Genomic DNA, 26,026 nt, shown 5'->3' on the forward strand with positions numbered 1-26,026 from the left:
AATCGCGCGTAGCGCGCACTTGCGAATCGGAAATCAACGCAGATGGCCTTCGAAATACCCCGGCGGATCCTCGGGATCAATGGGCAGTGGGTCCAGCCAGGCCACCGTGCGCCGATCCACATCGAAATAGCGCCGGGCCACCGCCTGTACCTGTTCCGGCGTCACCGCCCGGATGCGTTCGGCAAACTCGTCCCCCAGCTGCCACGGCAACCCCACGCTCTCCAGCATTCCCAGACTCATGGCCTGCCCCTGGATGGAATCCCGGCGATAGACCTCCCTGGCCACCACCTGGGCCTTCACCCGCTCCAGTTCGGCGGCGCTGACCGGCTCGTCCTTCAGGCGTTCCAGGGCTTCGGTGAGGGCGGCCTCCACATCGGCCTGGTCCACCCCGGCGGATGGCGTGGCACTGAGCATGAACAGGGTATCCAACCGTGACAGAGGGCTGTAACCGGCCCCGGCCGCGGCCACCAGTTCCCGTTCACGCACCAGCTCCCGGGCAAAACGGGCACTCTCGCCCCCATCCAGCACCCCGGCGGCCACCTGCAGGGCGTAGGGCACCCAGTCCTCCTCGGCGGTCATGATCACGGGCACCTTGTAACCCATCAAAAGATAGGGCACCCGTGCCGGCGCCCGCACAGTGATCCGACGTTCACCCAGTTGCGGGGTCTCGGTGCGGGATTTCACCGCCGGCAGATCCCGCGCCGGGATGGAGCCGAAATGGTTCCTGGCCAGGTCGTGCACGGCCTCAGGCTCCACGTCGCCCACCACCACCAGGATGGCGTTGTTGGGGGCATACCAGCGGTCATACCAGTCCCGCAGATCGGCCACCGTGTATTCGTCGATGTCCACCATCCAGCCGATGACCGGAATCCCGTAGGGGCTGCTCAGCCAGGCGACGGCATTGAAGTGCTCGAAGGTCAGGGCATTGGGATTGTCCTCGGTGCGCAGGCGCCGCTCCTCCCGCACCACCCGCATCTCCTGGATGAACTCATCTTCCGGCAGGGCCAGATGCTGCATCCGGTCGGCTTCCAGCTTCAGGGCCGTTTCCAGATGTTCGGCGGCCAGTTGCTGGAAATAGGCCGTGTAGTCCCGGCTGGTAAAGGCATTCTCCCGGCCGCCCAGGGCGGCGATGATGCGGGAAAACTCCCCGGCGGGATGGGCCTCGGTACCCTTGAACATCATGTGCTCCAGGGCATGGGAGATCCCGGTGATGCCCCCATGTTCATGGCTGGAACCCACCCGGTACCAGACCATGGAGGTGATCACCGGCGCCCGCGCATCCGGCAGCACCAGCACTTTCATGCCGTTATCCAGCATGAACTCATGGACATGACTCCTCTCATCGGCCTGGAGCCAGAGCGGCACCAGCAGGAGCAGCAACAGACCTATGCGCGGTATCTTATGTTTCATTTCGGCAGACGTCCCTCAGTGGTAGGATGTGCGTTCTTGAACACCGTAGACCTCCTCAGCGCATGTTCGGTTTCCGCAAGAAGAAAAAGCCCGTAGATCAGCCCAAGCAGGCTGTCGAGCCCGTGGAGTCCCTGGAAATCATCGAGGGGCTTGAGATCATCAGGCCCCCCGAGGGTATCAGGTCCACCAGGGACCGGGGCAAGGCCGTGCCTCGGCCCGAAACGGCACCATCGACACCTGCCGAAGCCCCGCCGAAGGCTCCCGCCGCCGAAACGCCCGCGCCGGTGGTGACGCCGCCGGCAGCACCGGTGATCGAGCCGGTCGCCAGGCAGCAGGAACCCGCCAAGGCACCGGCGATAGAGCCGGCCGCCAGGCAGCAGGAACCCGCCAGGACACCGGTGATCGAGCCGGCCGTTCCCGGAGTGGAAACACAAACACCCAGGCCGACGACGGCACCGGCTACGACAGCGCCCCCGGTGGCCCTGAAAACTGTGCCGGGGATCAAGCCCGAACCCAGCCCCCCGGTAATGCCGACCGGCCTGCCGAAAACCCCGGACCCGGCATCCCCCGGCATGGAGACCCACAAGCGGGCGGAGGCTGAAAAGGGCGAAAAGGCCGATACGGGGGAGGAAACCTCGAAATCAGGCCTGTTCTCCCGCCTGCGCAAGGGACTGTCCAAGACCTCCTCCACCCTCACCGAGGGCATGGCGGGTCTGGTCCTGGGCAAGAAGATCATCGACGACGAGCTGCTGGAAGAACTGGAGACCCGGCTGCTCATGGCCGACGTGGGCATCGAAGCCACGGAAACCATCCTGGAAGGTCTCACCCGGCGCGTCGCCCGCAAGGAACTCAAGGATGCCGAGGCCCTGGTCAAGGCCCTGGAAGGGGCCATGGTGGACGTGCTCAAGCCGGTGCAGAAGCCTCTGGTGATCGACGCCGGGAAAAAGCCTTATGTGATCCTGGTGCTGGGCATCAACGGTGCCGGCAAGACCACCACCATCGGCAAGCTCACCCATCATCTGCGCCGGCAGGGCAAGTCGGTCATGCTGGCGGCCGGTGACACCTTCCGGGCCGCCGCGGTGGAGCAGCTGCAGACCTGGGGCGAGCGCAACCAGGCCACGGTGATCTCCCAGGGCCAGGGTGCGGATTCTGCGTCGGTGATCTTCGATGCCTGGCAGGCCGCCAAGGCCCGGGGCATGGACGTGCTCATCGCCGATACCGCCGGCCGTCTGCACACCCAGTCCAACCTGATGGATGAGTTGAAGAAGGTGAAGCGGGTGATCCAGCGCCAGGCCCCCGACGCACCCCACGAGGTGCTGCTGGTGGTGGACGCGGGCACCGGCCAGAACGCCCTCAACCAGGCCCGGGAATTCCATCAGGCCATGGATCTCACCGGCATCGCCGTCACCAAGCTGGACGGTACCGCCAAGGGCGGCATCCTGTTCGCCATCGCCGAGCGGTTGGGTGTGCCGGTGCGTTTCATCGGCGTGGGGGAAAAGATCGAGGACCTGCGGGAGTTCGATGCCGAAGACTTTGCCAGGGCCTTGCTGTCGGATCGGGACTAGGTCCGCGCTTCCATGATCCTGCTGCGCAACGTCACCAAGCGCTATCCCAACGGCCATGAAGCCCTGTCCCGGATCAACCTGAGCCTGGACCGGGGCGCCATGGCCTTCCTCACCGGCCACTCCGGGGCCGGCAAGAGCACCCTGCTCAAACTCATCTCGCTGATCGAGCGCCCCAGCCGGGGCCAGATCGTCGTCAACGGCCAGAACCTGGAATCCCTCTCCGCCCGTCAGGTGCCCTACTTCCGGCGCCAGATCGGCATCATCTTCCAGGATCACCACCTGCTCCACGACCGCAGCGTCTTCGACAACGTGGCCCTGCCCCTGGTGATCCAGGGCTACCGCCAACAGGAAATCGCCCGCCGCGTACGAGCCGCCCTGGACAAGGTGGGGCTGCTGCACAAGGAAAATGCAGAACCCGTCACCCTGTCCACCGGCGAACAGCAACGGGTGGGCATCGCCCGAGCAGTGGTCCACAAGCCCGCCATCCTGCTGGCGGATGAACCCACCGGCAACTTGGACCCCCACCTGTCCCGGGAGATCATGCAGCTGTTCTTGCGCTTCAACCAGGTGGGGACCACGGTCATGATCGCCAGCCACGACCTGAATCTGATCTCGTCCCTGGGCAAGCCCATGGTGCATCTCCACGAAGGACGACTGCAGCGCCGGGAGGCGGAGGCATGAGACGTCGCCGCGCCCTGACCCTGCCGCCGGTCCATGCCCGGTTCCAGGCCTACGCCATCAACCACCTGCGGGCACTGGTGTTCAGTCTGGGCAAGCTCTACCGCGCCCCCTTTTCCAGTGCCCTGACCCTGCTGGTGATCGCCGTCGCCCTGACCCTGCCGACCCTGTTCCATGTGGTGCTGGACAATCTGCAACAGGTCAGCCCCCAATGGTCGCAGACGGCCCAGATATCCGTATTTCTTCAGGACTCCGTGGCGGACGAACAGCTCCCGGCCCTGGCCACCCGACTGGCCCAGCGTCCCGACGTGGCCGAAGCCCTGCCCGTCACCCGGGTGCAGGCCCTGGAAGAATTCCGTGCCCATTCCGGCTTTGCCGAAGCCCTGGACACCCTGGGAGAAAACCCCCTGCCGCCCCTGATCCTGGTGACGCCGGCCCTGGATCACCGTTCCACTGCGGCCATGGAAGGCCTGGTCAATGCCCTGAACAACATCCCGGAGGTTTCCCGTGCGCTTCTGGACCTGCAATGGGTCCAGCGCCTGTTCTCCATCATGGAAATGCTGCAACGCTCCACGTTGATATTGTCCCTGCTGCTGAGTCTGGGGGTGCTGGTGGTGGTGGGCAACACCATCCGGCTGGACGTGCAGAATCGGCGGGAAGAGATCGAAGTGGCCAAGCTGGTGGGGGCCACGGACGCCTTCATCCGTCGCCCCTTCCTTTATGGAGGGCTGTGGCTGGGGCTGGGTGGGGCCATGATGGCGGCGTTGATCGTGACGATCACCACCCTGCTGCTGTCCGGGCCGTTGCAGACCCTGTCGCAGCTCTACGGAGGGGAATGGCGCATCCATGGCCTGGGTTTCCGTAACACCCTGATCCTGCTTGGCCTGGGTGCCCTGCTGGGACTGGCGGGGTCATGGATCACGGTGAACCAGCACCTGCGTCACATCGAACCCCGCTAAGTATGCCCTGAACCCAAGCGGGTGCTACGCCGCCATCGCCTGCCGCAGCTTGCGGATGGAATTGTTCTCCAGCTGCCGGATCCGCTCCGCCGAGACTCCGTACTCCGCCGCCAGTTCATGGAGGGTGGCCTTCTCCTCCGCCAGCCAGCGGCGCGCCAGGATGGCCCGGCTGCGCTCGTCCAGGGCCGCCAGGGCCGCCTGCAGACGACTCTGGTGATAGCTGTCCCAGTCGGAACGCTCCATCAGCATGGCCGGGTCGCCCTCCTGGTCCATCAGCACATCGGCAGGGGCGGCGGTATAGGTGCCTTCGTCTTCCGGCTCCGGATCGAAACTCACGTCATGACCGGCCAGGCGGGACTCCATCTCCACCACCTCCCGGGCAGAGACACCCAGATCATTGGCCACGGTTTCCACCTCGTCCTGACTGAACCAGCCCAGACGCTGCTTGGCGCCGCGCAGGTTGAAAAACAGCTTGCGCTGGGCCTTGGTGGTGGCCACCTTGACGATGCGCCAGTTGCGCAGCACGAATTCATGAATCTCGGCCCGGATCCAGTGCACGGCAAAGGAAATCAGGCGCACGTTCATGTCCGGGTCAAAGCGCTTGACCGCCTTCATCAGGCCGATGTTGCCCTCCTGGATCAGATCCCCCAGGTTCAGGCCGTAACCGGAATAGCCGCGGGCGATGTGCACCACGAAACGCAGGTTATGCATCACCAGCTGGCGGGCGGCTTCAAGGTCCTGTTCGTCCCGCAGGCGACGGGCCAGGGCCTGTTCTTCCTCGGCCTCCAGTACCGGCAACCGGTTGACGGCCGAAATGTAGCTGTCCAGATCCCCGACCGGGACAGCAAGGTGGTTGGCTGCCGGAGTCAATGCGGTTGTCATGGATTGCGGTCCTCCCCAATTCCAAGCGGAATGCTGCGAGTTTAGCACTCGCGAGGTTGGAGTGCTAACCGTGTCGGAGAGTTCCCGCCCCCCTCACCCCAACCCCGGCTCAACGCCCAAACAGAATCACGGACAGAAAACTCAGCCAGGACACCACCACCAGCGCCACAATGAACGTCATGGCCGCATTGTCAAAACTGAACATGGGGTGATTCAGCACCGGCAGGCGCCGCAGCGCCCGCCCCCAATCAGCCAGTTTGTGCATCGTCAACTTGTTCATCACTCACCCTCCCCGGAATCGGGTCTGTCATCCCGACGACGGCGCGGAATCCGCGGATCATCGTCATCCATGAGGATCCGGTGTGCCGGACCCTCCATGTCGTCGTATTGCCCGGACCGCACCGTCCACAGGAACGCCACCAGGGCCAGGCCGAGAAAAATCATCCCCAAGGGGATCAGAATGTAGAGCATCTCCATCAGCGCGAATCCCGTAACCGTAGTGCATTCACCACCACCAGCAGCGAACTCAGGGACATCCCCAGGGCCGCCAGCCAGGGAGTGAGCAGTCCCGCCGCCGCCACCGGCAGCGCCAGGGCGTTGTAGCCGATGGCCCAACGGATGTTCTGACGGATCACGGCCACCGTCTCCCGGGCCTTGTCCAGACCGGCCGGCAGTACCCCGGGCTGATCCCGATACAGGATCATGTCCGCCCCCGACTGGGCCAGTTGGGTCCCGCCCGCCATGGCCACCGATACATGGGCCTTTGACAGCACCGGGGCATCATTGACGCCGTCCCCCACCATGGCCACCGTCCGACCCGCCGACTGCAACGCCTCCAGGGCCGCCAGCTTGTCCGCCGGGGACAGCCCGCCCCGGGCATCCTCGATCCCCAGTTGCCGGGCAAGAAAGGACACCGCCGCCGGGGCATCCCCGGAGAACAGGTGTACGGTGATGCCCCGTGCCTTGAGTCCCGCCACGGCTTCCAGGGCGTCCGGGCGGGTGCGGTCCTCCAGCACGAAGGCCGCCAGCAGGCCCTGATCGTCGCCCAGCACCACATGCCCCCCATGGGGCCATTGTTCGGCCAGATGCGCCAGACGCGGGTCGGCCTGGGTATCGGGGCCGAGTTCACGGACAAAATCCGGCGCGCCGATGCGCAGCCGACGGCCCCGGATCACCCCTTCCATGCCCCGGCCGGGATGGGCACGGACCTCCCCGGAGGCCGCGGCCTCCGCCGAAGATGGACCGCCGCTTGATCCGACCCGCTGAAACACCCGTCCCACCGGATGCTCGGAACCGGCCTCCAGGATGCGGGCATATTCCAGGCAACCGGCTTCATCCACATCCCCCAGCATCGCCACCTTCCGCAGGCTCAGGCGCCCCTCGGTCAGGGTCCCGGTCTTGTCGAACACCACATCCGTGATCCCGGCCAGGTGTTCCAGGGCCTGTCCGCGGGCCGTCAGCAGGCCGCGGCCGGTCAGCGCCCCGGTGGCCGCCGTGATCGCCGCCGGGGTGGCCAGGGCCAGGGCACAGGGACAACTCACCACCAGCATGGTCACCATCACCCAGAAGGCACGGGCCGGATCCACCCACAGCCACCACACCAGCCCCGTCACCAGGGTCAGCAACAGGACCGCCGCCACAAACCCACCCGTACCCCGTTCCGCCAGCAGGGCCATGGGGGGCTTTTCCGTCTGCGCCCGCTCCAGCAGGCGCTGGATGGACGAGAGCACTGTATCCTGACCCACCTGATCCACCCGCATCACCAGCGGGCTTTCCACATTCACCGTGCCGCCCACCAGGGCATCCCCCGTCGCCCGGCGCCGGGGCAGGCTCTCGCCGGTGAGCAGGGACTCGTCCACGCTGGAGGTTCCCGAGAGCACCATCCCGTCCGCCGGCACCGGTGCCCCGGGCCGGATCCGCACCCGGTCTCCGGGCAGCAGGTCGGTCACCGGCACCTCCTCGTCCCCGTCGTCCCCGACGCGCGTGGCCACCGCCGGCAACAGCCGCCCCAGGGATTCGGTGACCTGACCCGCCCGCTGGCGGGCCGCCATCTCCAGATAGCGGCCGGTGAGCAGGAAGAACACGAACATGGTCACCGACTCGAAATACACATGCTCCGGATGCCCGGTCACCGTGGCCCAGGCACTGGCAACGAAGGTGGACCCGATGGCCAGGGCCACCGGCACGTCCATTCCCGGGCGTCGCCGGCGCAGGTCCCGCCAGGCGGACACAAAGAAGCCGGCACCGGCATAGAACACCACCGGTGCCGCCACCAGCATGGCCACCCAGCGCAGGAACTGCATCATGTCTTCCTGGCCGGGCACCCCATGGCCCAGCCACAGGGCCACGGCGATCATCATCACCTGCATCATCCCCAGGCCCGCCACCGCCAGACGCCGCAAGGCCCGGTCCCGCTCCTTGCGAAAGACCGCCTCCTGGCGTCCGGGATCAAACGGATGGGCCCGATAACCGATCTCCGTGATGGCCCGAAGGATGGCGCTGAGGCTGATCCGGCTCTGATCCCATCGCACCCGGGCGCGATGGGTGGAATAGTTCACGGCAAAGGACACCACCCCCGGCAAGGCCTGCACATGGCGTTCGCTCAGCCAGACGCAGGCGGCACAGACAATGCCCTCCAGCATCAGCGAGGCCTCCCGCAAATTCCCCGGCGTCACATGCACAAAACCGCGCTGTACCTGCTCGCTGTCGTAGAGGGCCAGGGCATCCAGGGCCGCGGCGGGATCCGGCGGGGCGCCGGCCTTTTCCGTGCGATGGCGGTAATAATCCCCCAGACCGGCATCGATGATGGCCGCCGCCACCGCCCGGCAGCCGGGGCAGCAGAAACCCCGGATCTCGCCGTCCACGGTCAGGCTGAAATCGCTGCCGGCGGGCACCGGCAGACCGCAATGAAAGCAGGCCCGGTCCTCCCCCGGGGCGTCGGGTTCCAGGGTGGATTGCAGGACCGCGTTCACCCTTCACGCACCGAGGTCACGGCGCGCTGTTCGTGCAGGTTTTCCCCCTGGCGGACCTGCAAAAGCAGATCCCAGCGGCCGGGAGCGGGAAAGCGCAACTGGGCCTGATACAGGCCAGGACCGATCTCGGTCATCTGAAACGGCTGATCCAGGCGCTCATCGGAGGGGCGCATGAACTCCCCCATCACCTGGGCCCGGCTGATCGGGGCGCCGGTACGGTCCGTGACCTTCACCTGAAAGATGCTGTCCTTGTCCAGACGCGGAGCCTCCAGCCAGCCCTGACGCACCTGCCACCCCCGCTCGGCCTGGATCCGGGCCTGTTCCATGTATTTCTGGGCCAGGGCCTGGTTCTTGTGGGAGATGTGGGCGGCGGTGCCGGGAAAGAACGACGTCACCTGCTCGGCGCCGCCGCGGGGTTCGGGCAGAAGCCGTCCCACCATGCCGCTGGGCATGCCCTGGTGAGCCAGGGTCACGAGGATGCCGTTGACGGTGGCGATGACCAGGAAGAAGCCGACGATGGTGGCGGGTGCCCAGTGGATGCGCGGCCGACCGGTCTGCCGGCTGTCGCGGACCTTCTGGTTTTCCAGCTGGGACATGATGATGCCCAGGCCATAGGGTGTGATCACGTAGAGGGCCAGATGGATGGCGAAGACATCGGCGCCGGGCCAGAACACGATGGAAACGGGGATGAACACCAGCAGCACCGCCGCCAACACCGTGAGGGACACCTGATAGGCCCGCAGCCGGGTGAAGCGGTAGAGGATGAAGAACAGCACCATGGCGGCGCCGACGCCAAGACCCAGGCTGAGGACGAGTGAATCCATGATCGTGTCTCCGGTTAAAACCTATCTCAGTATGAACTGCGACCCCACCAGCACCGGGTCCAGACCCTCCGGCATCACCGGCACCAGTTCGAACACCAGCGCCTGCTGGCGAGCCGCCCCCGGCGGGGCCTGATAACGCACCCGGGCCAGCAACGTGGTCCGATGCTCCGGCATCAGCGTCACCTGTTCGATCCGGCCCATGTCCAGCACCGCCCCGTCCAGCCCCGACACCCGTACCTCCAGGGTCATGGGATACTGGGTCTTGTTGTTCACCTTGATCTCGTAACTGTTCTGGATCGAGCCGTCCGACAGACGCACGAACAGCGGCTGACGGACCTGACTCACCGAGGCATCCAGCGGGGCCTGATGGGCCACCCCCCACGCCAGCAGCAGGGTGATCAGCAACAGCGGCACCCCGTAACCCAGGGTCTTGGGCTTGAGCAGACGGGTCCGCTGTCCCGCCAGGGCATGTTCGGAGGTGTAACGCACCAGCCCCCGGGGCCATTTGAGACGATCCATCACCGCGTCACAGGCATCCACGCACAGGGCGCAGTGGATGCACTGATACTGTAGACCGTCACGGATATCGATGCCCACCGGACACACCTGCACACAGTAATCACAGTCGATGCAGTCACCCACCCCGCCCTCCCTGCGCGCGGCAAGGTCGCGGCCACCGTCCCGCAACGTGGCCCGACCCGCGGTGCCCTCTCCCCGATCCCGGTCATAGGAAATGATGAGGGTGTCCCGGTCGAACATCACGCTCTGGAACCGGGCATAGGGACACATGTAAGTACACACCTGCTCCCGGAGCACCCCGGCCAGCAGCCAGGTGGTCAGGGTGAGCAACCCGGTGGTCGCATAGGCGGCAAAGGGGGCCTGCCCGGTGAAAAAGGCCGCCGTCAGGGCGGGTGCATCGGCCCAATACAGGGTGAAGGTCAGCCCGGTGAGGAAGGCCACCCCCAGCCAGACCGCATGGGTTGCCCCCTTTTTCAGGAGTCGCCCCGCCGTCCAGCCCGACCGGTCCAGACGCATCCGCGCCCCCCGGTCACCCTGGATGGCCCGCTCGATGGCCATGAACACGTCGGTCCACAGGGTCTGGAAGCAGAAATAGCCGCAGAACACCCGTCCCGCCAGCCCGGTGACCATGAACAGCAACAGGGCCAGGATGATGAGCACCGCCGCCAGCCAGAAGATGTCCTGGGGATGCACCAGCAGATTGAAGAGATAGAAACGTCTGCCGGGGATGTCGAACAGCACCGCCTGGTCAGGCCCGAATGCCCGTTCCCAGCGGAGCCAGGGCAACAGGAAGAACACCCCGTAGGCCAGGGCCAGAACGGCCCATTTCAGGTTGCGAAAACGACCCTTGACACTGCGGGGATAGATGGGAATACGGGCCTGGTATTGCTCGGACATTGCATCTCCATACCGCGTTTAAAGCCCCCCGCCCAACTGATGCACATAGGTGGCCAGCACCCGGATCTCCGCCGGGGACAGGCGATCACCAAAAGCGGGCATCTCCCGCTGTACCCCGCGCAGGATCAGATCCCGGACCAGGGCCTGACGCTCGGCATGGCTTTGCGCGCCCGTCACATCGATGTTCTGCCAGATGTCGTTGGTCAGATTCGGCGCCCCCTGAGACTTGAGACCCAACCCCTCGCGGCCATGACAGGCATAACAGCCGCCCTCGTAACCCTGGAAGATGGACCCGCCCAGGGATACCTGCTCCGGGTCCCCGCCCTCGTGACCGGCCAGGCTCAGCACATAGGCGGCCACCGCGTCGGCCTGCTGGTCATCGAAGGTTTCACGATAAGGAGGCATGTAGCCCATCCGCCCCCGGGTGATGGTCTGTTCGATGGCCTGGATGGTCCCGCCCCAGTGCCAGTTGTCATCGGCCAGGTTCGGATACAGACCGATGATGCCCGCCCCGCCGGTCTGATGGCAGGCGGCACAGAAGTCACCGAAGATCCCCCGGGCATAGGAATTCACGAACGCCAGCATATCCGTATCGGACAGCACCGTGTCATGGTCGGCCTCGGCGATCACCTGCAGGAACTCCCGCTGGCGCACCGCTGCGTCACCGGTCTGCATATCCCGCACCAGCAGGGCCCGACTGTTCCAGTGACTGCGCTGGGACTCGCCCTCCACCTCGTAGTTGATCCAGGCAATCCCCTTGGTATACGTGCCAGCGATGGGCCAGGCGGGATACAGCAGCCAGTAGATCAGGGAAAACACCACCGTGGCATAGAAGCTCCACAGCCACCAGCGGGGCAAGGGATTGTTGTACTCGCGCAGGTCACCGTCCCAGACATGGCCGGTGGTCTCCACTTCCCCCGGCTTGCCGGGGGCCGACTGCTGCTCGTGTCCGGGCTCGTTCATGGGTGTTTCCCGTCTTGGTGCTTTTGATCCGGTTCATCGTCGTCAAAGGGAATGAACCGGTAGGACTCCAGCCGCTCCGACCGCTTGCGGCTGGAAAACAGATAAATCAGGATGCCGACGAAGGTGCTGAAGAACAGCAGCAGGGCCACCATCTTGCTGTTATTGAGATCCGTGATCCAATACCAGAGATCCATAAGAACTCCCGAAAACTACCTGAATTCCACGAAGTACCCTTCGTCATACCGGGTGAAGTCCACCAGGGTCCCCAGCATCTGCAGATAGGCCACCATGGCATCCATCTCCGTGATCCGGGAAGGGTCCCCGTCATAGTTGCCGCGACGGGCCTGGGCCTCCAGATTCTCCCGGGCGCGGGCAATGTCCAGTTGCCGGGCCGTTTCCTCGCCGAAGCGCTCCACGTTGGCGGCGAACTCCTCCTCGGTCAGGGAATAAGGCACCCCGGCGATGCGCAGGGCACGCATGCGCCGTTCGATGTCGTCATAGCGCAGATCCCGGCGCGCCAGCCACGGATACCCGGGCATGATGGATTCGGGCACCACGGCACGGGGGTCGATCAGATGGCGCACATGCCAGTCGTTGGAATACTTGCCCCCCACCCGGGCCAGGTCCGGGCCGGTGCGCTTGGAACCCCACTGGAAGGGATGGTCATACATGGACTCCGCCGCCAGGGAGTAATGCCCGTAACGCAGCATCTCGTCCCGGAACGGACGGATCATCTGGGAGTGACAGGTGTAACAGCCTTCACGCACATAGAGATCCCGGCCCCGCAGTTCCAGCGGCGTGTAGGGGCGCACCCCTTCCACCTCCTCCACGGTATCGTCGATGTAGAACAGGGGCACGATCTCCACCAGTCCCCCGATGCTGATCACCACCAGGGTCAACGCGATCAGCAGGCCGGCATTGGTTTCTATGATTTCATGTTTCATGACTGTGCGGCTCCCCCGTCAGGCCCGCGAGGCGGATGCCGTCGTTTCGGTACGGCCGGACGCGACCTGCCGGGCCGCCTCCCGCCTGACCGGCTCGACGGTCTTGTAGATGTTGTATGCCATCAGCAGCATCCCGGCCAGGAAGAGCCCGCCACCCAGGGCACGGACCACATAGGGCTGATGGAGGAACACCACCGTCTCGATGAAGGTGTAGGAGAGATTGCCGTACTCATCGAAGGCCCGCAGCATCAGGCCCTGCCCGATCCCCGCCACCCACATGGCGGTGATGTAGAGCACGATGCCGATGGTGGCCAGGAAGAAGTGCACGTAGACCAGCCGGATGCTGTAGAGCTTGGTATCCCACAGCCGCGGGATCAGGTGATACAGGGAGCCGAAGGTGATCATCGCCACCCAGCCCAGTGCCCCGGAATGCACATGGCCCACGGTCCAGTCGGTGTAATGGGACAGGGCATTCACGCTCTTGAGGGACATCATCGGCCCCTCGAAGGTGGCCATGCCGTAGAACGACAGGGAGGTGATCATGAACAGCATGATGGGATCGGTGCGCAGTTTGTGCCAGGCCCCGGAGAGGGTCATGACGCCGTTGATCATCCCGCCCCAGGAGGGCAGCAGCAGCAGGATGGAGAAGGTGGCCGCCAGGGTGGAAACCCAGTCCGGCAGGGCCGTCCAGTGCAGGTGGTGCGCCCCCACCCACATGTACAGGAACACCAGGGCCCAGAAGTGGACGATGGACAGTCGATAGGAATAGATGGGCCTGCCCGCCTGCTTGGGCACGAAGTAGTACATCATCCCCAGGAAGGCGGCCGTGAGGAAGAAACCCACCGCGTTATGGCCGTACCACCACTGGGTCATGGCATCCTGCACCCCGGAGAACAGGGAGTAGGACTCCAGGCTGAACAGGCTCACCGGAATCGCCAGGTTATTGAAGATATGCAGGATGGCGGTGGCCAGGATGAAGGCCATGAAGAACCAGTTGGCCACATAGATGTGGGGTTGGGACCGGCGCAGCAGGGTCATCAGGTAGACCAGGAAATAGGCCACCCAGACCACGGTGATGAGCAGGTCGATCTGCCAGGTGAACTCGGCGTATTCCCGTCCCTGGGTGTAACCCAACATGTAGGTGATCACCCCCAGCGCCACCGCCAGATTCCAGCCCCAGAAGGTGAATTCCGCCAGTTTCGGCCCGAACAGGCGGGCCTGGCAGGTTCGCTGCACGATGTAGTAGGACGTGGCGAAAAGGGCGTTGCCGCCGAAGCCGAAGATCACCAGGGTGGTATGCACCGGCCGGAAGCGGCCGAAGGTGATCTGCGGGATGTCGAAGTTCAGGAAGGGAAAGGCGAGCTGCGAGGCGATCCAGACCCCCACCCCCATGCCAAGCACGCCCCAGACGATGGACATGATGGCGAATTTCTTGACGATGTCGTAGTTGTACTGCTCGGAGGGCGCGACCTGGGTACGACTGCGGTCGACGTCGGCGGAGGGGGTCTGTGCCATGGCGAGATCTCTGGGTCTTCCCTTTTTTACTTAAGGGTATAGCCCGTTCCCTGGAATTTTGCGAACCCGGCAATCGTCGGTCGCACGCTCTTAATATCCGACTATAACCCAAGGAATTGAAGGGTTCGAGTCAACGGAATTGATAGGGGCAACAGGAAGATTGATCAGCCCCGGGCAATCGGGATCACCCCCCGCTCCGGCATCGGACTGGGCGCCGGTACCGCCGTCACCCAGGCATGCCCGTAAATCACCTCATAGGTCGCCGGCAACACACCCTCGGCATTCCGGAACGACTCATAGGCCGCCTCCGCCGCCCGCAACCGTGACGGCGTGGTCAGCCCCCGCCCCCGCCCCAGCAGGGCATTGGTGGCCCCGATCGCCTGCAGATCCCGCATCAGGCGCCGCATCCCTGGATAGGTCACCGTGATCCGGTCCACATCCATCACCGGGTCCGCAAATCCGGCCCGCACCAGGGCATCTCCCACGTCATGCATGTCCAGAAAGGCATTCACATGGGCATGACCATCCACCGCCTCCCAGGCCGAACGCAACTCATGCAGGGTATCCGGCCCCAAGGTCGTGAACATCAGCAGCCCACCGGGAGCCAGCACCCGCCGGAATCCGGCAAACGTCCGGTCCAGGTCATTGCACCACTGGATGGTCAGACTGGAAAAAATCAGATCAAAACCGGCATCGGCAAACGGCAGCGCCTCCACATCCGCACACACCAGCCCCGGCTTGCGCCACCAGCCGCCCCCCTTGCCCGCTTGCCGCAACATGGACGGCGACAGATCCAGCCCCACCGCCCGCGCGCCGCGATACCGTCGGCGCAGCCCGCGCAGCCCCTGCCCCGTGCCCGTACCCGCATCCAGCACCCGCGACGGCTGCAGCCGGATCCACGCCAACCGCTCCAGCAACCGGCTGCAGACCTCCTTCTGCAACACCGCCGCCTCGTCATAGGACGGGGCGGCCCGGTCGAAGGTGGCGCGTACCCGCTGCTTGTCCACGCGGTATCGGGAGAGATCAGTCATGCAGGAAACTCCGGAGAACGGCCTCGAATTCGGCCGGTCGGGACAGGAACGGGGCATGGCCGGCACCCTCGATCACGGCGGTGCCCATGGCCGGCCGCAGCGCCTTGAACGACGTCTCGGCGGCGGCGGGCACCAGGGTGTCGTACTCCCCGAACACGGCATGCACCGGACATGGCAACGCAGCCAGGGTGGGGCGCAGATCCATGTCCCGCAACAATCCCAGCCCCTCGGTCAGGGCCTCGGGCGTGGGCGGGCTGTCCAGCAGACGGCCACGCAGGGTCTTCAATGCCGCCTGGGCATCGGGCAGGCCGTGGAACTGCAGGGACAAGAAGCGGTTCAGTGTCACCCGGTACTGGGCGGCCAGGCCCTGGGCGAAGGCATCCAGCACCGGCAGGCGCATGGCATGGGGCCAGTCCGGGGCCTGCACGAAGCGCGGCGTGCCGGCCACCAGAATGACCCGGTGAACCCGCCGCGGATGGCGTGCTGCAGCCTGCAGGGCCACCAGGGCACCCAGGGACCAGCCCACCAGGGTGGACCCGGAAATCGGCAGGGTGGCGGCCAGGCGATCCGCCAGGGTATCCAGATCCCCCAGCAGGGTCTCATCGGCGGCGGCGCCATGGCCGGGCAGATCCACGCAACAGACCTGAAAATCATCGGCCAGGGCGCGGGCCAGATCCTCCCATACCCCGGCATTGAGACCCCAGCCGTGGATCAGGGTCAGGCTCGGGCCGTTACCCTGGGAATGGCTTGTCAAGGCAACAGTCACTCACACCCCTCCTCCGGGCCAGTATATTTCTGCATTCCCAGTATCTTTCTGCATTCAGATGGTCTTCCCCTCACCCCAACCTCTCTCCCACAAAGGGGAGGGGCTTTAAGGCATGTTCTCGGTTATCATGCGCGGCAAACCCAACCGCCCGACCGACCACCCGGCCGGCGAGGATACGCCACCCCATGCTGCTGCCCATCATACTGACCATCGCCGCCTACCTGATCGGCTCCATCTCCACCGCCATCATCACCTGCAAGCTGCTGGGCCTGCCCGACCCCCGCACCCAGGGCTCCGGCAACCCCGGCGCCACCAACGTCCTGCGCTCCGGCGGCAAAAAAGCGGCCATCATCACCCTGGCGGGAGATCTTCTCAAGGGCCTGATCCCGGTATTGATCGCCCAGGCCCTGGGGCTGGAAGGTCTTGCCCTGGCACTGGTGGCCCTGGCCGCCTTCCTCGGCCACCTGTTCCCGGTGTTCCACCAGTTCAAGGGCGGCAAGGGCGTGGCCACCGGCCTGGGTGTCCTGCTGGGCCTGCACTGGGCCGTGGGCCTCTGCACCCTGGTCACCTGGCTGCTGGCCGCCGCCATCACCCGCACCTCCTCCATCGGCGCCCTGGCCGCGGCCACCTCGGCCCCCATCTGGGTGGCGCTGATCATGGGAGATGCCTGGGTCACCGTCGCGGCCTGCTTCATGATGGCCTTCATCTATGTAAGGCACGCCAGCAACATCCGTCGCATCATGAACAGGACGGAACCCAGAATCGGGCAGAAAAAACAGCCATAGGCCCGTCGAAACATCCCCGGCCCGCGGGAGCCGGGGGGGGGGAGCCGCTCCCGCTGGGACGACCGAAGGTGCTACACCGGCACCAGCTCGTCAATGCTCCACCTGGCCCGGGCCGGGATCTCCAGCCCGCAATGGGCCCCGGCAGCCAGACGCAAGGCTCCGGCCAGGGCGATCATCGCCCCGTTGTCGGTACAGAACTCGATGCGCGGATAGAACGCCTGCCCGCCCTCCTCGGCCACCATCTCCGCCAGTGCCGCCCGCAGACGACGATTGGCCCCCACCCCACCGGCCACCACCAGGCGCCGCGCCCCCACCGCCTGCATCGCCCGCCGACATTTGATCACCAGGGTATCCACCACCGCATCCTCGAATGCCCGCGCCACATCCGCATCCAGCCGGGCATCCCGGGGACCGTCCCGTAGCGTGGTCAGCGCCCGCGTCTTCAGACCGGAAAAACTGAACGCCAGCCCCGGCCGATCCGTCATCGGCCGGGGGAAACGAAACCGCCCCGGGTCCCCCTGCTCCGCCAGCCGCGCCAGCGCGGGACCACCCGGGTACCCCAGACCCAGCAACTTGGCCGTCTTGTCAAAGGCCTCTCCCGCCGCATCATCCAGACTTTCCCCCAGAATCCGGTACCGGCCCAGCCCCTGTACATCCACCAGCATCGTGTGACCACCGGAAACCAGCAGGGCCACGAACGGAAACGCCGGCGCCGGTTCCTCCAGCAGGGGCGCCAGCAGATGCCCTTCCATGTGATGCACGGCCACCGCCGGCACGCCCCAGCCCCAGGCCATGCTACGGGCCACCGACGCCCCCACCAGCAGTGCGCCCAGAAGCCCCGGCCCGGCGGTGAACGCCACCCCGTCCAAGTCATCGCCACTCACCCCGGCCTCCCCCATCACCTGACGCACCAGCGGCAACACCCGGCGCACATGGTCACGGGAGGCCAGTTCCGGCACCACCCCGCCATACTCCGCATGCAAAGCCACCTGACTGTGCAGGGCATGGGCCAGCAGCCCCCGGCGGGTGTCATACACCGCCACCCCGGTCTCGTCGCAGGAGGTCTCGATTCCCAGGACACACAGGGCGTTTTCGGCATCAACAGACTTTTTCAGGCTCATTTCACTCACGGGGCTTTGGTTTTTGGTCCGCACCATCCTATAATGCGTGATTCTCCGCCGGAGGTGGAGTAGCTGTGCCCCTGAACCTGTGAACTGAATTGACGGACGGTGACGATTTTATGCCCCACGTGCGAGTAAAAGAGAACGAACCCTTCGAGGTCGCCCTGCGCCGCTTCAAGCGCACCTGCGAAAAGGCCGGTGTACTGACCGAAGTGCGCCGCCGCGAGTTCTATGAAAAGCCCACGGAAGTACGCAAGCGCAAGGCTGCTGCTGCCGTGAAGCGTCAGATGAAGCGCCTCTCGAAGGAAATCAGCCGCCGCGAGCGTCTGTACTAAGTCCTCTACGCGCCATGACGACCTCCTCGCTCAAGTCCCGGATCACCGAGGACATGAAGGCCGCCATGCGCGGCGGCGACAAGTCCCGTCTGGGTACGGTGCGTCTGATCCTGGCTGCCATCAAGCAGATGGAAGTGGACAGCCGCACCGAACTCGACGACGCCCAGATTCTGGCAGTGCTGGACAAGATGGTGAAGCAACGCCGCGAATCCATCAGCCAGTACCAGCAGGCCGGCCGTGACGACCTGGCCCAGGTGGAACAGGCGGAACTGGAAGTGATCCAGGCCTACCTGCCCCAGGCCCTGACGGACGATGAAATCCGGCAAATGATCGATGCCGCCCTGGCCGAGTCCGGCGCCGAATCGGTCCGGGACATGGGCAAGGTCATGAACCTGCTCAAGCCCCGCATGCAGGGCCGCGCCGACATGGCCGCGGTCAGCGGAATGGTCAAAAGCCGCCTGTCCTGACCCGGCACGGGCCGCCACATCGGCCGTTTTCATGACCTGGCCCCGGGTAAACGCCCCTCCATCCATATACGCACACGGACAACCCTTCGTATAATCGGGGGTTTAACCCCATGTGCATCGAGAACTCATGAGCCAACTGAAAAACGACCGACTCCTGCGGGCCCTGCTGCGCGAGCCCGTGGACACGACCCCCATCTGGATCATGCGCCAGGCCGGCCGCTACCTGCCGGAATACCGCGCCACCCGGGCCCGTGCCGGCAGCTTCATGGGCCTGTGCGAAAACCCGGAACTGGCCTGCGAAGTCACCATGCAGCCGCTGGATCGCTTTCCCCTGGATGCCGCCATCCTGTTCTCCGACATCCTCACCATCCCGGACGCCATGGGCCTGGGCCTGTACTTCTCCGAAGGGGAAGGCCCCCGCTTCGAGCGCCCGGTACAGGACGCCGCCGCCATCCGCGCCCTGGGCGTGCCCGACCCGGAAGGCGAACTGCGCTATGTGATGGACGCCGTGCGCCTGATCCGCAAGGAACTGGACGGCCGGGTGCCCCTGATCGGCTTCTCCGGCAGCCCCTGGACCCTGGCCACCTACATGGTGGAAGGCGGCTCCTCCAAGGAATTCGCCCGCATCAAGGGCATGATGTATGACGACCCGGCCACCCTGCACCACCTGCTGGGCGTACTGGCCGACACCGTCGTGGTCTACCTGAACGCCCAGATCGCCGCCGGCGCCCAGGCCGTGATGGTCTTCGACACCTGGGGCGGCTCCCTGAGCCCGGAGAACTACCGCCTGTTCTCCCTGCAGTACATGCAGCGCATCGTCGAAGGCGTGACCCGCGAAGCCGAAGGCCGCAAGGTGCCGGTGGTGCTGTTCACCAAGGGCGGCGGTCAGTGGCTGGAAATCATGGCCGACACCGGCTGCGATGCCCTGGGTCTGGACTGGACCGTGAACATCAGCGATGCCCGCAAGCGGGTGGGTGACCGCGTGGCCCTGCAGGGCAACCTGGACCCGGCCGTGCTGTATGCGTCCCCCGACAAGGTCCGCGAAGAGGCCAGGAAGGTCCTGGCCGGCTTCGGCCACGGCAACGGCCACGTCTTCAACCTGGGCCACGGCATCCATCCGAAGATCGACCCGGAAAACGTTGCCGCCCTGGTGGAAACGGTGCACGAAGAAGGCAAGCAGTACCACGCCGGCTGACGAGGCGGGAAAAAGCCCCTCTCCCCTTGCGGGAGAGGGGTTGGAGAGAGGGGCTCAGCCCCCCTCCAGCATCTGCTCCACCAGCTTCACCCCCGCCCGCTTCATCGGCCGCCCGTCCACCGGGCTCGGCGGCGGTTGACGGATCCCGTCCACCGGGAACACCACCACATCCACGTCCACCCCTTCCGCGCCGAACTCGATGCAGGGATAAAACACATGCCCCTGCCCGCTGCGCAACCGGCGCTCGTCCGCCCGCCAGGTCACACCCCGGTCCTGCAGAAAGAAGATGACCTCCTCCGGACTGTCCGCAAACACATGCAGGGTCAACTCATCCCGGCCATTGACGATCCCGGCCAGCACCGGCCCCACCAGGCGGGGATTGAAGGGCTCCAGCATGCGCATCGCCTTCACCGCCACCTGCCGCAGGTGCCGAAGCTGAAGCCGTGACTCGTCATCCTCGAACAGACGCTGACGCTCCATCACCGCCTCCTCGATCTCCGCGTTCCTGGGCAGATTCCGGGTCTGTCCCGCCCCCAGCCGATCCGCCGCCTTGCGCTTGGCCAGACGGAAGTCCACCACCCCTTCATCCAAAATGATGCGCGCCGCCTCCTCGGCAATCATCTGGCGCACCCGAAGATCATTGCTGGACATGACAGGCCCTCCCGATGGGATCAGAAGATGCTTTCCGGCGTATGTTCATCCACCCCCGCCCCCGGGGCATCCCGGGGAACCTCGGGCGGCAACTGCTCGGGCGTGAACACCTCAAAGATGGCCCGACGGGTGGAACCGGTCACCCGCCCGCCGGTATCCGCATCGATCCGCAGACTGACCATCCCGGAAGGCTGGCGCCAGCGACGCTCGGGTTGCCCCTTGAGGGCATCACCCATGAAATCCACCCAGATGGGCAGGGCCGTGCTGCCGCCGGTTTCCCGCCGCCCCAAAGAAGTGTACTGGTCAAATCCCACCCATACGCTGCTGACAATGTCGCCAGCGAATCCGGCAAACCAGCCATCACGCAACTCGTTGGTGGTCCCCGTCTTGCCGGCCACGTCCTCCCTGCCCAGCGCCCGGGCGCGGCCACCGGTACCACTCTGCACCACATCGCGCATCATGCTGTACATCTGATAGGCATTGGATGCGGGAATGGTGCGCCGGGCCGCCAGAAAATCGGGACCTTCCCCGGACGGCCATTCCAGGCCACCCGCCCCAGGCTGCGCCACCCGGTCATCCGGCAACTCGGGCGCAACACAGGGCGACTCGCAGACCCGCCGGGGTACCGTGCGGAACACCACCTCGCCCGAGGCATGCTCCACCCGGGTGATGAACCAGGGTTCCACCAGATAACCGCCGTTGGCAAACACCCCGTAGGCACGGGTCAGCTCCAGCGGCGTGACCGAACCACTGCCCAGGGCCATGGACAGCGACCTCGGATGGCGGTCGGGCGCCAGCCCGAACCGCTCCAGATAGCCATGCACCCGATTCACACCCACCTCATCCAGCAGACGGATGGAAACCAGATTGCGGGAATGGGCCAGCCCCTCCCGCAAACGGGTGGGCCCGTAGAACCGGCCACTGTAATTCCGGGGCCGCCACTCCCCCTGCAGGGACACATCCTCGATGACGATGGGCGCATCATTGATCACGCTGGCCGGTGAATAACCATGATCCATGGCCGCCGAATAGATGAAAGGCTTGAAGGCCGAACCGGGCTGACGCTCCGCCCGCACGGCCCGGTTGAAATTGCTGGCGTAGAAATCATAGCCACCCACCAGGGCTAGCACCGCCCCGTCGCGGGCATCCAGCGCCACCAGGGCCCCTTCCACCGCGGGCACCTGACCGAGCACCCAGCGGTCTTCGGCGCCACGCCGCAGGCGCACCACATGCCCCGGCTTCAGCACCTCGGACACCGTGCGCGGCACAGGCCCCCGGGTGGACTCGTCCACATAGGGTCTCGCCCATTCCACGGCGGCACGATCAAGCGTCACCCGCTGCCCCCGTCCCATGTAAACCGTCGCCTGGCCGGCGTCCGCCTGCAGCACCACACCCGGCCACAACTGGCCCGCCACGCGGGGATAGCCCGACAGCACCCGGTCCAGGGCCTGGTCGGAATCATGCCGGCGCAGATCGATTTCCGCCTCCGGGCCGCGATAGCCATGGCGCAGGTCATATTCCATCAACCCCGCCCGCAGGGCCCGGGTCGCCGCTTCCTGCATGGTCGGCCGCACCGTGGTATACACCCGGTAGCCCTCGGTATAGGCCGACTCCCCGAACCGGGCCAGCATCTCCATCCGCGCCATTTCGGCCACATGGGCCGCATCCACCTGCACCACGGGATGATGCAGCCGGGCCGTCTCCGGCGCCTGCCGCGCCGCCTCGAACGCCGGGGTATCAATGAACCCCAGCTCATGCATCCGCCCCAGCACATAATTCCGCCGCGCCACCGCGCGGGCGGGATTGGTCACGGGATTGGCGCGGGAAGGCGCCTGCGGCAAACCGGCGATGGTGGCGATCTGGGGCAGGGTCAGCTCATGCACGTCCACCCCGTAATACACCTGGGAAGCCGCCCGCACCCCGTAGGCCCGATGTCCCAGGAAGATCTTGTTCAGGTACAGCTCCAGGATCTCATCCTTGCTCAATTCCCGCTCGATGTGAATGGCCAGGAATATCTCGGTCAGCTTGCGGGTGTAGGTTTTCTCCCGATCCAGGAAAAAGTTCCTGGCCACCTGCATCGTGATGGTGCTCCCCCCCTGCGACTTCTCCCCGGTGGCCAGCAGATTCAGCGCGGCGCGAATGAGACCCACATGATCCACCCCGGGATGGGTTTCGAAACGGTCATCCTCGGCCGCCAGAAAGGCGAGACGCATCAGTTCGGGCACCTCCCCGATGGCGATCGGCTCCCGTCGCTGCTCGCCATATTCCGCCATCAGCCGGCCGTCCTGGCTATAGACCCTCAAGGGAACCTGGAACCGCACCTCCCGCAGGGTTTCCACCGCCGGCATCTCCGGCGACAGATAGACATAGGCGGCCGCAACGGTGATCACCCCCAGGGTGAAAACACCAAAAAGGGCCGACAGGGCAAACACAAGGATTTTGATCAGGAAACGCATGAAATATGCCTGCAGGGTGGACGACATGACCCGCAATTCGGGAGAAGGCAACCGCTCTTCGGAAATACCACCGCCTCAGGCAGAGAAGGGCTGGACTTGGCGGTAGTAATTCCGAAAACTTGGGTCTAGTATCTGGGGGTGTTCTGAATAAGTCATTCCCGCGACAGCGGGAATCCCGTCACAGGCTGAAACCCTTGCCACCGTTTTATGCGGGAGTGACGGGAGGGGGGGCTTGTTCAGTGTTTCCCCAGGAAAAAACTATAAGCTACTCCACTCAAGCGCTGCAATGAATCGCAAGGGGTCATCGTGATAGGACTCGCCCGCAAACGCCCCACGCTGATCGGGATCGATATCAGCTCCACATCGGTAAAGATGGTGGAACTCTCGCGTACCGGCACCGGCTACCGGGTGGAAGGATACAGCGTCGAACCCCTGCCCGGCAGTGCCGTTCAGGAAAAAACCATCCAGGATGTGGATGCCGTGGGCCAGGCGATCAAGTCGGCCCACAAACGTCTGGGTACCAGCAACAAGCTCTGCGCCCTGGCCGTTCCTTCCTCGGCGGTGATCACCAAAGTCATCACCATGCCCGCCGGACTCAAGCCGGATGAAATGGAAGGGCAGGTCCAGCTTGAAGCCGACCAGTACATCCCCTTTGCCCTGGAAGAAGTCAACCTGGACTTCGAGATCATCGGCCCCGCCCCCAAGAATCCCGACCTGGTGGAAGTCCTGCTTTCCGCCTCCCGCAGCGAGAACGTGGAGATGCGCGTGGCGGCGGCGGAAATGGCGGGCCTCAACACCAAGGTGATGGATGTTGAAGCCTACGCCATCGAACATGCCTACCCCCTGCTCGCCGACCAGGCCACGGAACTGGACCGCGACGCCCTGGTGGCCGTGATCGACGTCGGCGCCACCATGACGGCCATCAACATCCTTCACAAGCAGAACCTCATCTACACCCGCGAGCAGACCTTCGGCGGCAAGCAGCTCACCGAGGACATCATGCGCCGCTTCGGCCTGTCCTACGATGAAGCGGGACGCAACAAGAAGGAAGGCGGCCTGCCCGACAGCTATGTGCCCGAAGTGCTTGAGCCCTTCAAGGACGTCATGGCCCAGCAGGTTGCCCGCCTGCTGCAGTTCTTCTATGCCGCCAGCACCCACACCCAGGTGGACCAGATCATCCTGGCCGGCGGCTGCGCCGCCATTCCCGGCGTGGACGAACAGATCGAATCCCGGGTGGGCACCCTCACCCGGGTAGGCAACGCCTTCAGCAAGATGAGCCTTCACCCCCGCGTCAACCCGAGGCGCCTGGGCAGTGATGCTCCGGCGCTCATGATCGCCTGTGGCCTGGCAATGAGGAGTTTCGACTGATGTCCCGCATCAACCTGCTCCCCTGGCGGGAACAACGGCGCAAGGAACAGCGAAAGGAATTCACCGTCATCGCCGTGCTGGTGGCGGTGGGATGCTTGGTGGGGATATTCCTGGCGCACATTCAGGTCAACGGCCTCATCCAGCAGCAGCAGCAGCGCAACAACTTCCTGCAGAACGAGATCCGCATCCTGGACCGGCAGATCGCGGAAATCCAGGAACTGGAAGCCACCCGCCGCGCCCTGGTGGACCGCATGACCATCATCCAGGAACTCCAGACCAGCCGGCCGGTGGTGGTTCGCCTGTTCGACGAACTGGTCACCACCCTGCCCGGCGGCACCTATCTCACCAGCGTCACGCAGCGGGGCGCCAACCTTGAAATCGCCGGCATGGCCGAATCCAACGCGCGGGTGTCCGCCTACATGCGCAACCTGGAAGACTCGCCCTGGTTCTCCGAACCGGTGCTGCTGGTCATCGAGACAAGGGAAGACCGGGGGGTACGCCTGAGCGATTTCCGTCTCACCGTGCGCCAGACCAGCCCCGGCGCCGAGAACACGGAGGAGGCCTCCCGATGAAAAAGGGCAGCTTCGATCTCAACGATCTCAACAACATCGACCTCAAGACCATCGGATCGGCCCCCCTGCCGGCGCGCATCCTGGTACTGGCGGTCATGGCCGCCGCCCTGCTCGGTGCGGGCTACTGGTTTGACACCAAGGGGCAGATCGAACTGCTCAGGCAGGCGGAGGCCAGGGAAACCCAGCTGCGCCAGCAGTTCGAGACCCGGCAGCGCCGGGCCGCCAACCTGGATGCCTACAAGGAACAGCTTGAAGAAATGCGCCGCAGCTTCGGCACCATGCTGCGCCAGCTGCCCAGCCAGACGGAAATCCCCAACCTGCTGGTTGACGTCTCCCAGACCGGACTCGCCTCCGGCCTGGAAATCGACCTGTTCCGGCCGGAAAACGAGATCCGCCGGGGATTCTACGCCGAAAAGCCCATCCGCCTGCGCATGAAGGGCAACTATGAACAGGTGGCCACCTTCACCAGCGGTGTCGCCGCCCTGCCCCGGATCGTCACCCTGCACGACATCAACCTGCGGCCCGAACAGGGCTCCAGCAGGCTGACCATTGAGGCCACCGCCAAGACATATCGCTACCTGGAAGGTTCCGATGGCTGATCCCAAGCACCCCCAAGGTCCCATTGCCACACTGTTTGCCGGACTCATGGCCATCACCGCCCTGGGACTCACCGGCTGCGGCAGCGACCTCTCCGATCTCCAGCGATACGTGGAGCAGACCAAGCAGCGCCCCGGAGGACGCATCGAACCCATCCCGGAGATCGTGCCCCACGAAGTCTTTGTCTACCCAGGCCACGAGCGCGACCCCTTCGACAGCGCCGCAATCGTCATCCGGATGGCGGAAACCGCGGCCCGCTCACCCAGCGGCGTAACCATTGATCCGGACCGCACCCCGGAATACCTGGAGCGATTCCCCTTGGACACCCTGCGCATGGTGGGCACCTTGGAACAGTCCGGCATGGAGTGGGCACTGGTCCGCACTCCCGAACGCACCATCCAGCGGGTGACCGAGGGCAATTATCTGGGGCAGAACCATGGTCGCATCGACCGGATCAGTTCCGGCGGCATCGAGATCACAGAAATCGTGCCGGACGGATTCGGCGGCTATATGGAGCGCAGCGGCTCCATTGCGCTCACAGAATAGGCAACGAG

Annotated in this window: 27 protein-coding genes; 11 read left to right on the forward strand and 16 right to left on the reverse strand. The window is 65.1% G+C overall.

Annotated elements, in window-relative coordinates; translation table 11 throughout:
- Positions 1 to 33: 33 nt before the first annotated feature.
- A complete protein-coding gene (locus tag CKO35_RS05075; RefSeq protein ID WP_200173276.1) occupies positions 34 to 1,410 on the reverse strand; it encodes a M16 family metallopeptidase in 1,377 nt (458 codons plus the stop codon).
- Positions 1,411 to 1,982: 572 nt separating this feature from the next.
- On the opposite strand from CKO35_RS05075, the gene ftsY reads away from it, so the two are divergent.
- Genes ftsY through ftsX form a run of 3 tightly spaced genes read left to right on the forward strand, consistent with a single transcriptional unit; the run spans position 1,983 to position 4,612 of the window.
- Entirely contained in the window at positions 1,983 to 2,975 is a 993-nt protein-coding gene (gene ftsY / locus CKO35_RS05080) for a signal recognition particle-docking protein FtsY (RefSeq protein WP_242467036.1), read from the forward strand.
- 12 nt (positions 2,976 to 2,987) lie between these two features.
- Positions 2,988 to 3,656, forward strand: a complete 669-nt coding sequence (gene ftsE, locus CKO35_RS05085; RefSeq protein ID WP_200173278.1) for a cell division ATP-binding protein FtsE — start codon at positions 2,988 to 2,990, stop codon at positions 3,654 to 3,656.
- Positions 3,653 to 4,612, forward strand: coding sequence for a permease-like cell division protein FtsX (gene ftsX, locus CKO35_RS05090; protein ID WP_200173280.1), 960 nt, complete (start codon positions 3,653 to 3,655; stop codon positions 4,610 to 4,612). Before ftsE ends, ftsX begins: the two co-directional genes overlap by 4 nt.
- A 24-nt stretch (positions 4,613 to 4,636) precedes the next feature.
- On the opposite strand, the gene rpoH is transcribed toward ftsX, so the two are convergent.
- The 12 genes from rpoH to bioH form a co-directional block, all read right to left on the reverse strand.
- Positions 4,637 to 5,494 carry an RNA polymerase sigma factor RpoH gene (gene rpoH / locus CKO35_RS05095; protein ID WP_200173281.1) on the reverse strand — a complete coding sequence of 286 codons (858 nt, stop codon included), beginning with the start codon at positions 5,492 to 5,494 and terminating at the stop codon, positions 4,637 to 4,639.
- Between the two features lie 109 nt (positions 5,495 to 5,603).
- On the reverse strand, positions 5,604 to 5,774 hold the full coding sequence (locus CKO35_RS05100) for a hypothetical protein (RefSeq protein ID WP_200173398.1): 171 nt from the start codon (positions 5,772 to 5,774) through the stop codon (positions 5,604 to 5,606).
- On the reverse strand, positions 5,774 to 5,971 hold the full coding sequence (ccoS, locus tag CKO35_RS05105) for a cbb3-type cytochrome oxidase assembly protein CcoS (protein ID WP_200173283.1): 198 nt from the start codon (positions 5,969 to 5,971) through the stop codon (positions 5,774 to 5,776). The genes CKO35_RS05100 and ccoS overlap by 1 nt, the downstream gene beginning before the upstream one ends.
- A complete protein-coding gene (locus CKO35_RS05110; RefSeq protein ID WP_200173285.1) occupies positions 5,971 to 8,466 on the reverse strand; it encodes a heavy metal translocating P-type ATPase metal-binding domain-containing protein in 2,496 nt (831 codons plus the stop codon). Before CKO35_RS05110 ends, ccoS begins: the two co-directional genes overlap by 1 nt.
- On the reverse strand, positions 8,463 to 9,290 hold the full coding sequence (locus CKO35_RS05115; protein WP_200173287.1) for a FixH family protein: 828 nt from the start codon (positions 9,288 to 9,290) through the stop codon (positions 8,463 to 8,465). The genes CKO35_RS05110 and CKO35_RS05115 overlap by 4 nt, the downstream gene beginning before the upstream one ends.
- A gap of 21 nt (positions 9,291 to 9,311) precedes the next feature.
- Positions 9,312 to 10,706, reverse strand: a complete 1,395-nt coding sequence (ccoG, locus tag CKO35_RS05120; RefSeq protein WP_200173289.1) for a cytochrome c oxidase accessory protein CcoG — start codon at positions 10,704 to 10,706, stop codon at positions 9,312 to 9,314.
- Positions 10,707 to 10,724: 18 nt separating this feature from the next.
- Positions 10,725 to 11,669: a cytochrome-c oxidase, cbb3-type subunit III gene (gene ccoP, locus CKO35_RS05125; protein ID WP_200173291.1), complete on the reverse strand. Its 945-nt coding sequence runs from the start codon at positions 11,667 to 11,669 to the stop codon at positions 10,725 to 10,727.
- Positions 11,666 to 11,863, reverse strand: a complete 198-nt coding sequence (locus CKO35_RS05130; RefSeq protein WP_200173293.1) for a cbb3-type cytochrome oxidase subunit 3 — start codon at positions 11,861 to 11,863, stop codon at positions 11,666 to 11,668. The genes ccoP and CKO35_RS05130 overlap by 4 nt, the downstream gene beginning before the upstream one ends.
- A 15-nt stretch (positions 11,864 to 11,878) precedes the next feature.
- Entirely contained in the window at positions 11,879 to 12,613 is a 735-nt protein-coding gene (gene ccoO / locus CKO35_RS05135; protein ID WP_200173295.1) for a cytochrome-c oxidase, cbb3-type subunit II, read from the reverse strand.
- Positions 12,614 to 12,631: 18 nt separating this feature from the next.
- Entirely contained in the window at positions 12,632 to 14,128 is a 1,497-nt protein-coding gene (gene ccoN, locus CKO35_RS05140; RefSeq protein ID WP_200173297.1) for a cytochrome-c oxidase, cbb3-type subunit I, read from the reverse strand.
- Positions 14,129 to 14,292: 164 nt separating this feature from the next.
- Complete coding sequence (bioC, locus tag CKO35_RS05145; protein WP_200173299.1) at positions 14,293 to 15,159, reverse strand: malonyl-ACP O-methyltransferase BioC; 867 nt, start codon at positions 15,157 to 15,159, stop codon at positions 14,293 to 14,295.
- Positions 15,152 to 15,925 (reverse strand): pimeloyl-ACP methyl ester esterase BioH, encoded by a 774-nt coding sequence (gene bioH, locus CKO35_RS05150; RefSeq protein WP_338031749.1) that lies wholly within the window; start codon positions 15,923 to 15,925, stop codon positions 15,152 to 15,154. The genes bioC and bioH overlap by 8 nt, the downstream gene beginning before the upstream one ends.
- 185 nt (positions 15,926 to 16,110) lie before the next feature.
- Here bioH and plsY point away from each other — a divergent pair, with 185 nt between their 5' ends.
- Positions 16,111 to 16,710 (forward strand): glycerol-3-phosphate 1-O-acyltransferase PlsY, encoded by a 600-nt coding sequence (gene plsY / locus CKO35_RS05155; RefSeq protein WP_200173301.1) that lies wholly within the window; start codon positions 16,111 to 16,113, stop codon positions 16,708 to 16,710.
- A 71-nt stretch (positions 16,711 to 16,781) separates the two neighbouring features.
- Here the strand turns inward: plsY and tsaD are convergent, their stop codons facing one another.
- Entirely contained in the window at positions 16,782 to 17,795 is a 1,014-nt protein-coding gene (gene tsaD / locus CKO35_RS05160; RefSeq protein ID WP_200173390.1) for a tRNA (adenosine(37)-N6)-threonylcarbamoyltransferase complex transferase subunit TsaD, read from the reverse strand.
- Between the two features lie 155 nt (positions 17,796 to 17,950).
- On the opposite strand from tsaD, the gene rpsU reads away from it, so the two are divergent.
- The 3 genes from rpsU to hemE all read left to right on the forward strand — a co-directional run bounded on the left by rpsU (position 17,951) and on the right by hemE (position 19,828).
- Positions 17,951 to 18,166, forward strand: a complete 216-nt coding sequence (gene rpsU, locus CKO35_RS05165; protein ID WP_008931893.1) for a 30S ribosomal protein S21 — start codon at positions 17,951 to 17,953, stop codon at positions 18,164 to 18,166.
- A 14-nt stretch (positions 18,167 to 18,180) separates the two neighbouring features.
- Positions 18,181 to 18,633, forward strand: coding sequence for a GatB/YqeY domain-containing protein (locus CKO35_RS05170; RefSeq protein WP_200173303.1), 453 nt, complete (start codon positions 18,181 to 18,183; stop codon positions 18,631 to 18,633).
- A 127-nt stretch (positions 18,634 to 18,760) separates the two neighbouring features.
- Positions 18,761 to 19,828 carry a uroporphyrinogen decarboxylase gene (hemE, locus tag CKO35_RS05175; protein WP_200173305.1) on the forward strand — a complete coding sequence of 356 codons (1,068 nt, stop codon included), beginning with the start codon at positions 18,761 to 18,763 and terminating at the stop codon, positions 19,826 to 19,828.
- A gap of 54 nt (positions 19,829 to 19,882) precedes the next feature.
- Here hemE and CKO35_RS05180 read toward each other — a convergent pair whose 3' ends face one another.
- A complete protein-coding gene (locus CKO35_RS05180) occupies positions 19,883 to 20,479 on the reverse strand; it encodes a hypothetical protein (protein WP_200173306.1) in 597 nt (198 codons plus the stop codon).
- Positions 20,480 to 20,499: 20 nt separating this feature from the next.
- A complete protein-coding gene (locus tag CKO35_RS05185) occupies positions 20,500 to 22,962 on the reverse strand; it encodes a penicillin-binding protein 1A (protein WP_242467026.1) in 2,463 nt (820 codons plus the stop codon).
- A gap of 279 nt (positions 22,963 to 23,241) precedes the next feature.
- Between CKO35_RS05185 and CKO35_RS05190 the strand changes: the two genes are divergently transcribed.
- Genes CKO35_RS05190 through CKO35_RS05205 form a run of 4 tightly spaced genes read left to right on the forward strand, consistent with a single transcriptional unit; the run spans position 23,242 to position 26,018 of the window.
- Positions 23,242 to 24,303, forward strand: coding sequence for a type IV pilus assembly protein PilM (locus CKO35_RS05190; protein ID WP_200173308.1), 1,062 nt, complete (start codon positions 23,242 to 23,244; stop codon positions 24,301 to 24,303).
- On the forward strand, positions 24,303 to 24,875 hold the full coding sequence (locus tag CKO35_RS05195; RefSeq protein WP_200173310.1) for a PilN domain-containing protein: 573 nt from the start codon (positions 24,303 to 24,305) through the stop codon (positions 24,873 to 24,875). Before CKO35_RS05190 ends, CKO35_RS05195 begins: the two co-directional genes overlap by 1 nt.
- Entirely contained in the window at positions 24,872 to 25,474 is a 603-nt protein-coding gene (locus CKO35_RS05200) for a type IV pilus inner membrane component PilO (protein ID WP_200173312.1), read from the forward strand. The genes CKO35_RS05195 and CKO35_RS05200 overlap by 4 nt, the downstream gene beginning before the upstream one ends.
- A complete protein-coding gene (locus CKO35_RS05205; RefSeq protein ID WP_200173314.1) occupies positions 25,467 to 26,018 on the forward strand; it encodes a pilus assembly protein PilP in 552 nt (183 codons plus the stop codon). Before CKO35_RS05200 ends, CKO35_RS05205 begins: the two co-directional genes overlap by 8 nt.
- The last annotated feature ends 8 nt before the right edge of the window (positions 26,019 to 26,026 follow it).

Source organism: Ectothiorhodospira shaposhnikovii (assembly GCF_016584105.1).
Classification (GTDB): Bacteria; Pseudomonadota; Gammaproteobacteria; order Ectothiorhodospirales; family Ectothiorhodospiraceae; genus Ectothiorhodospira; species Ectothiorhodospira shaposhnikovii.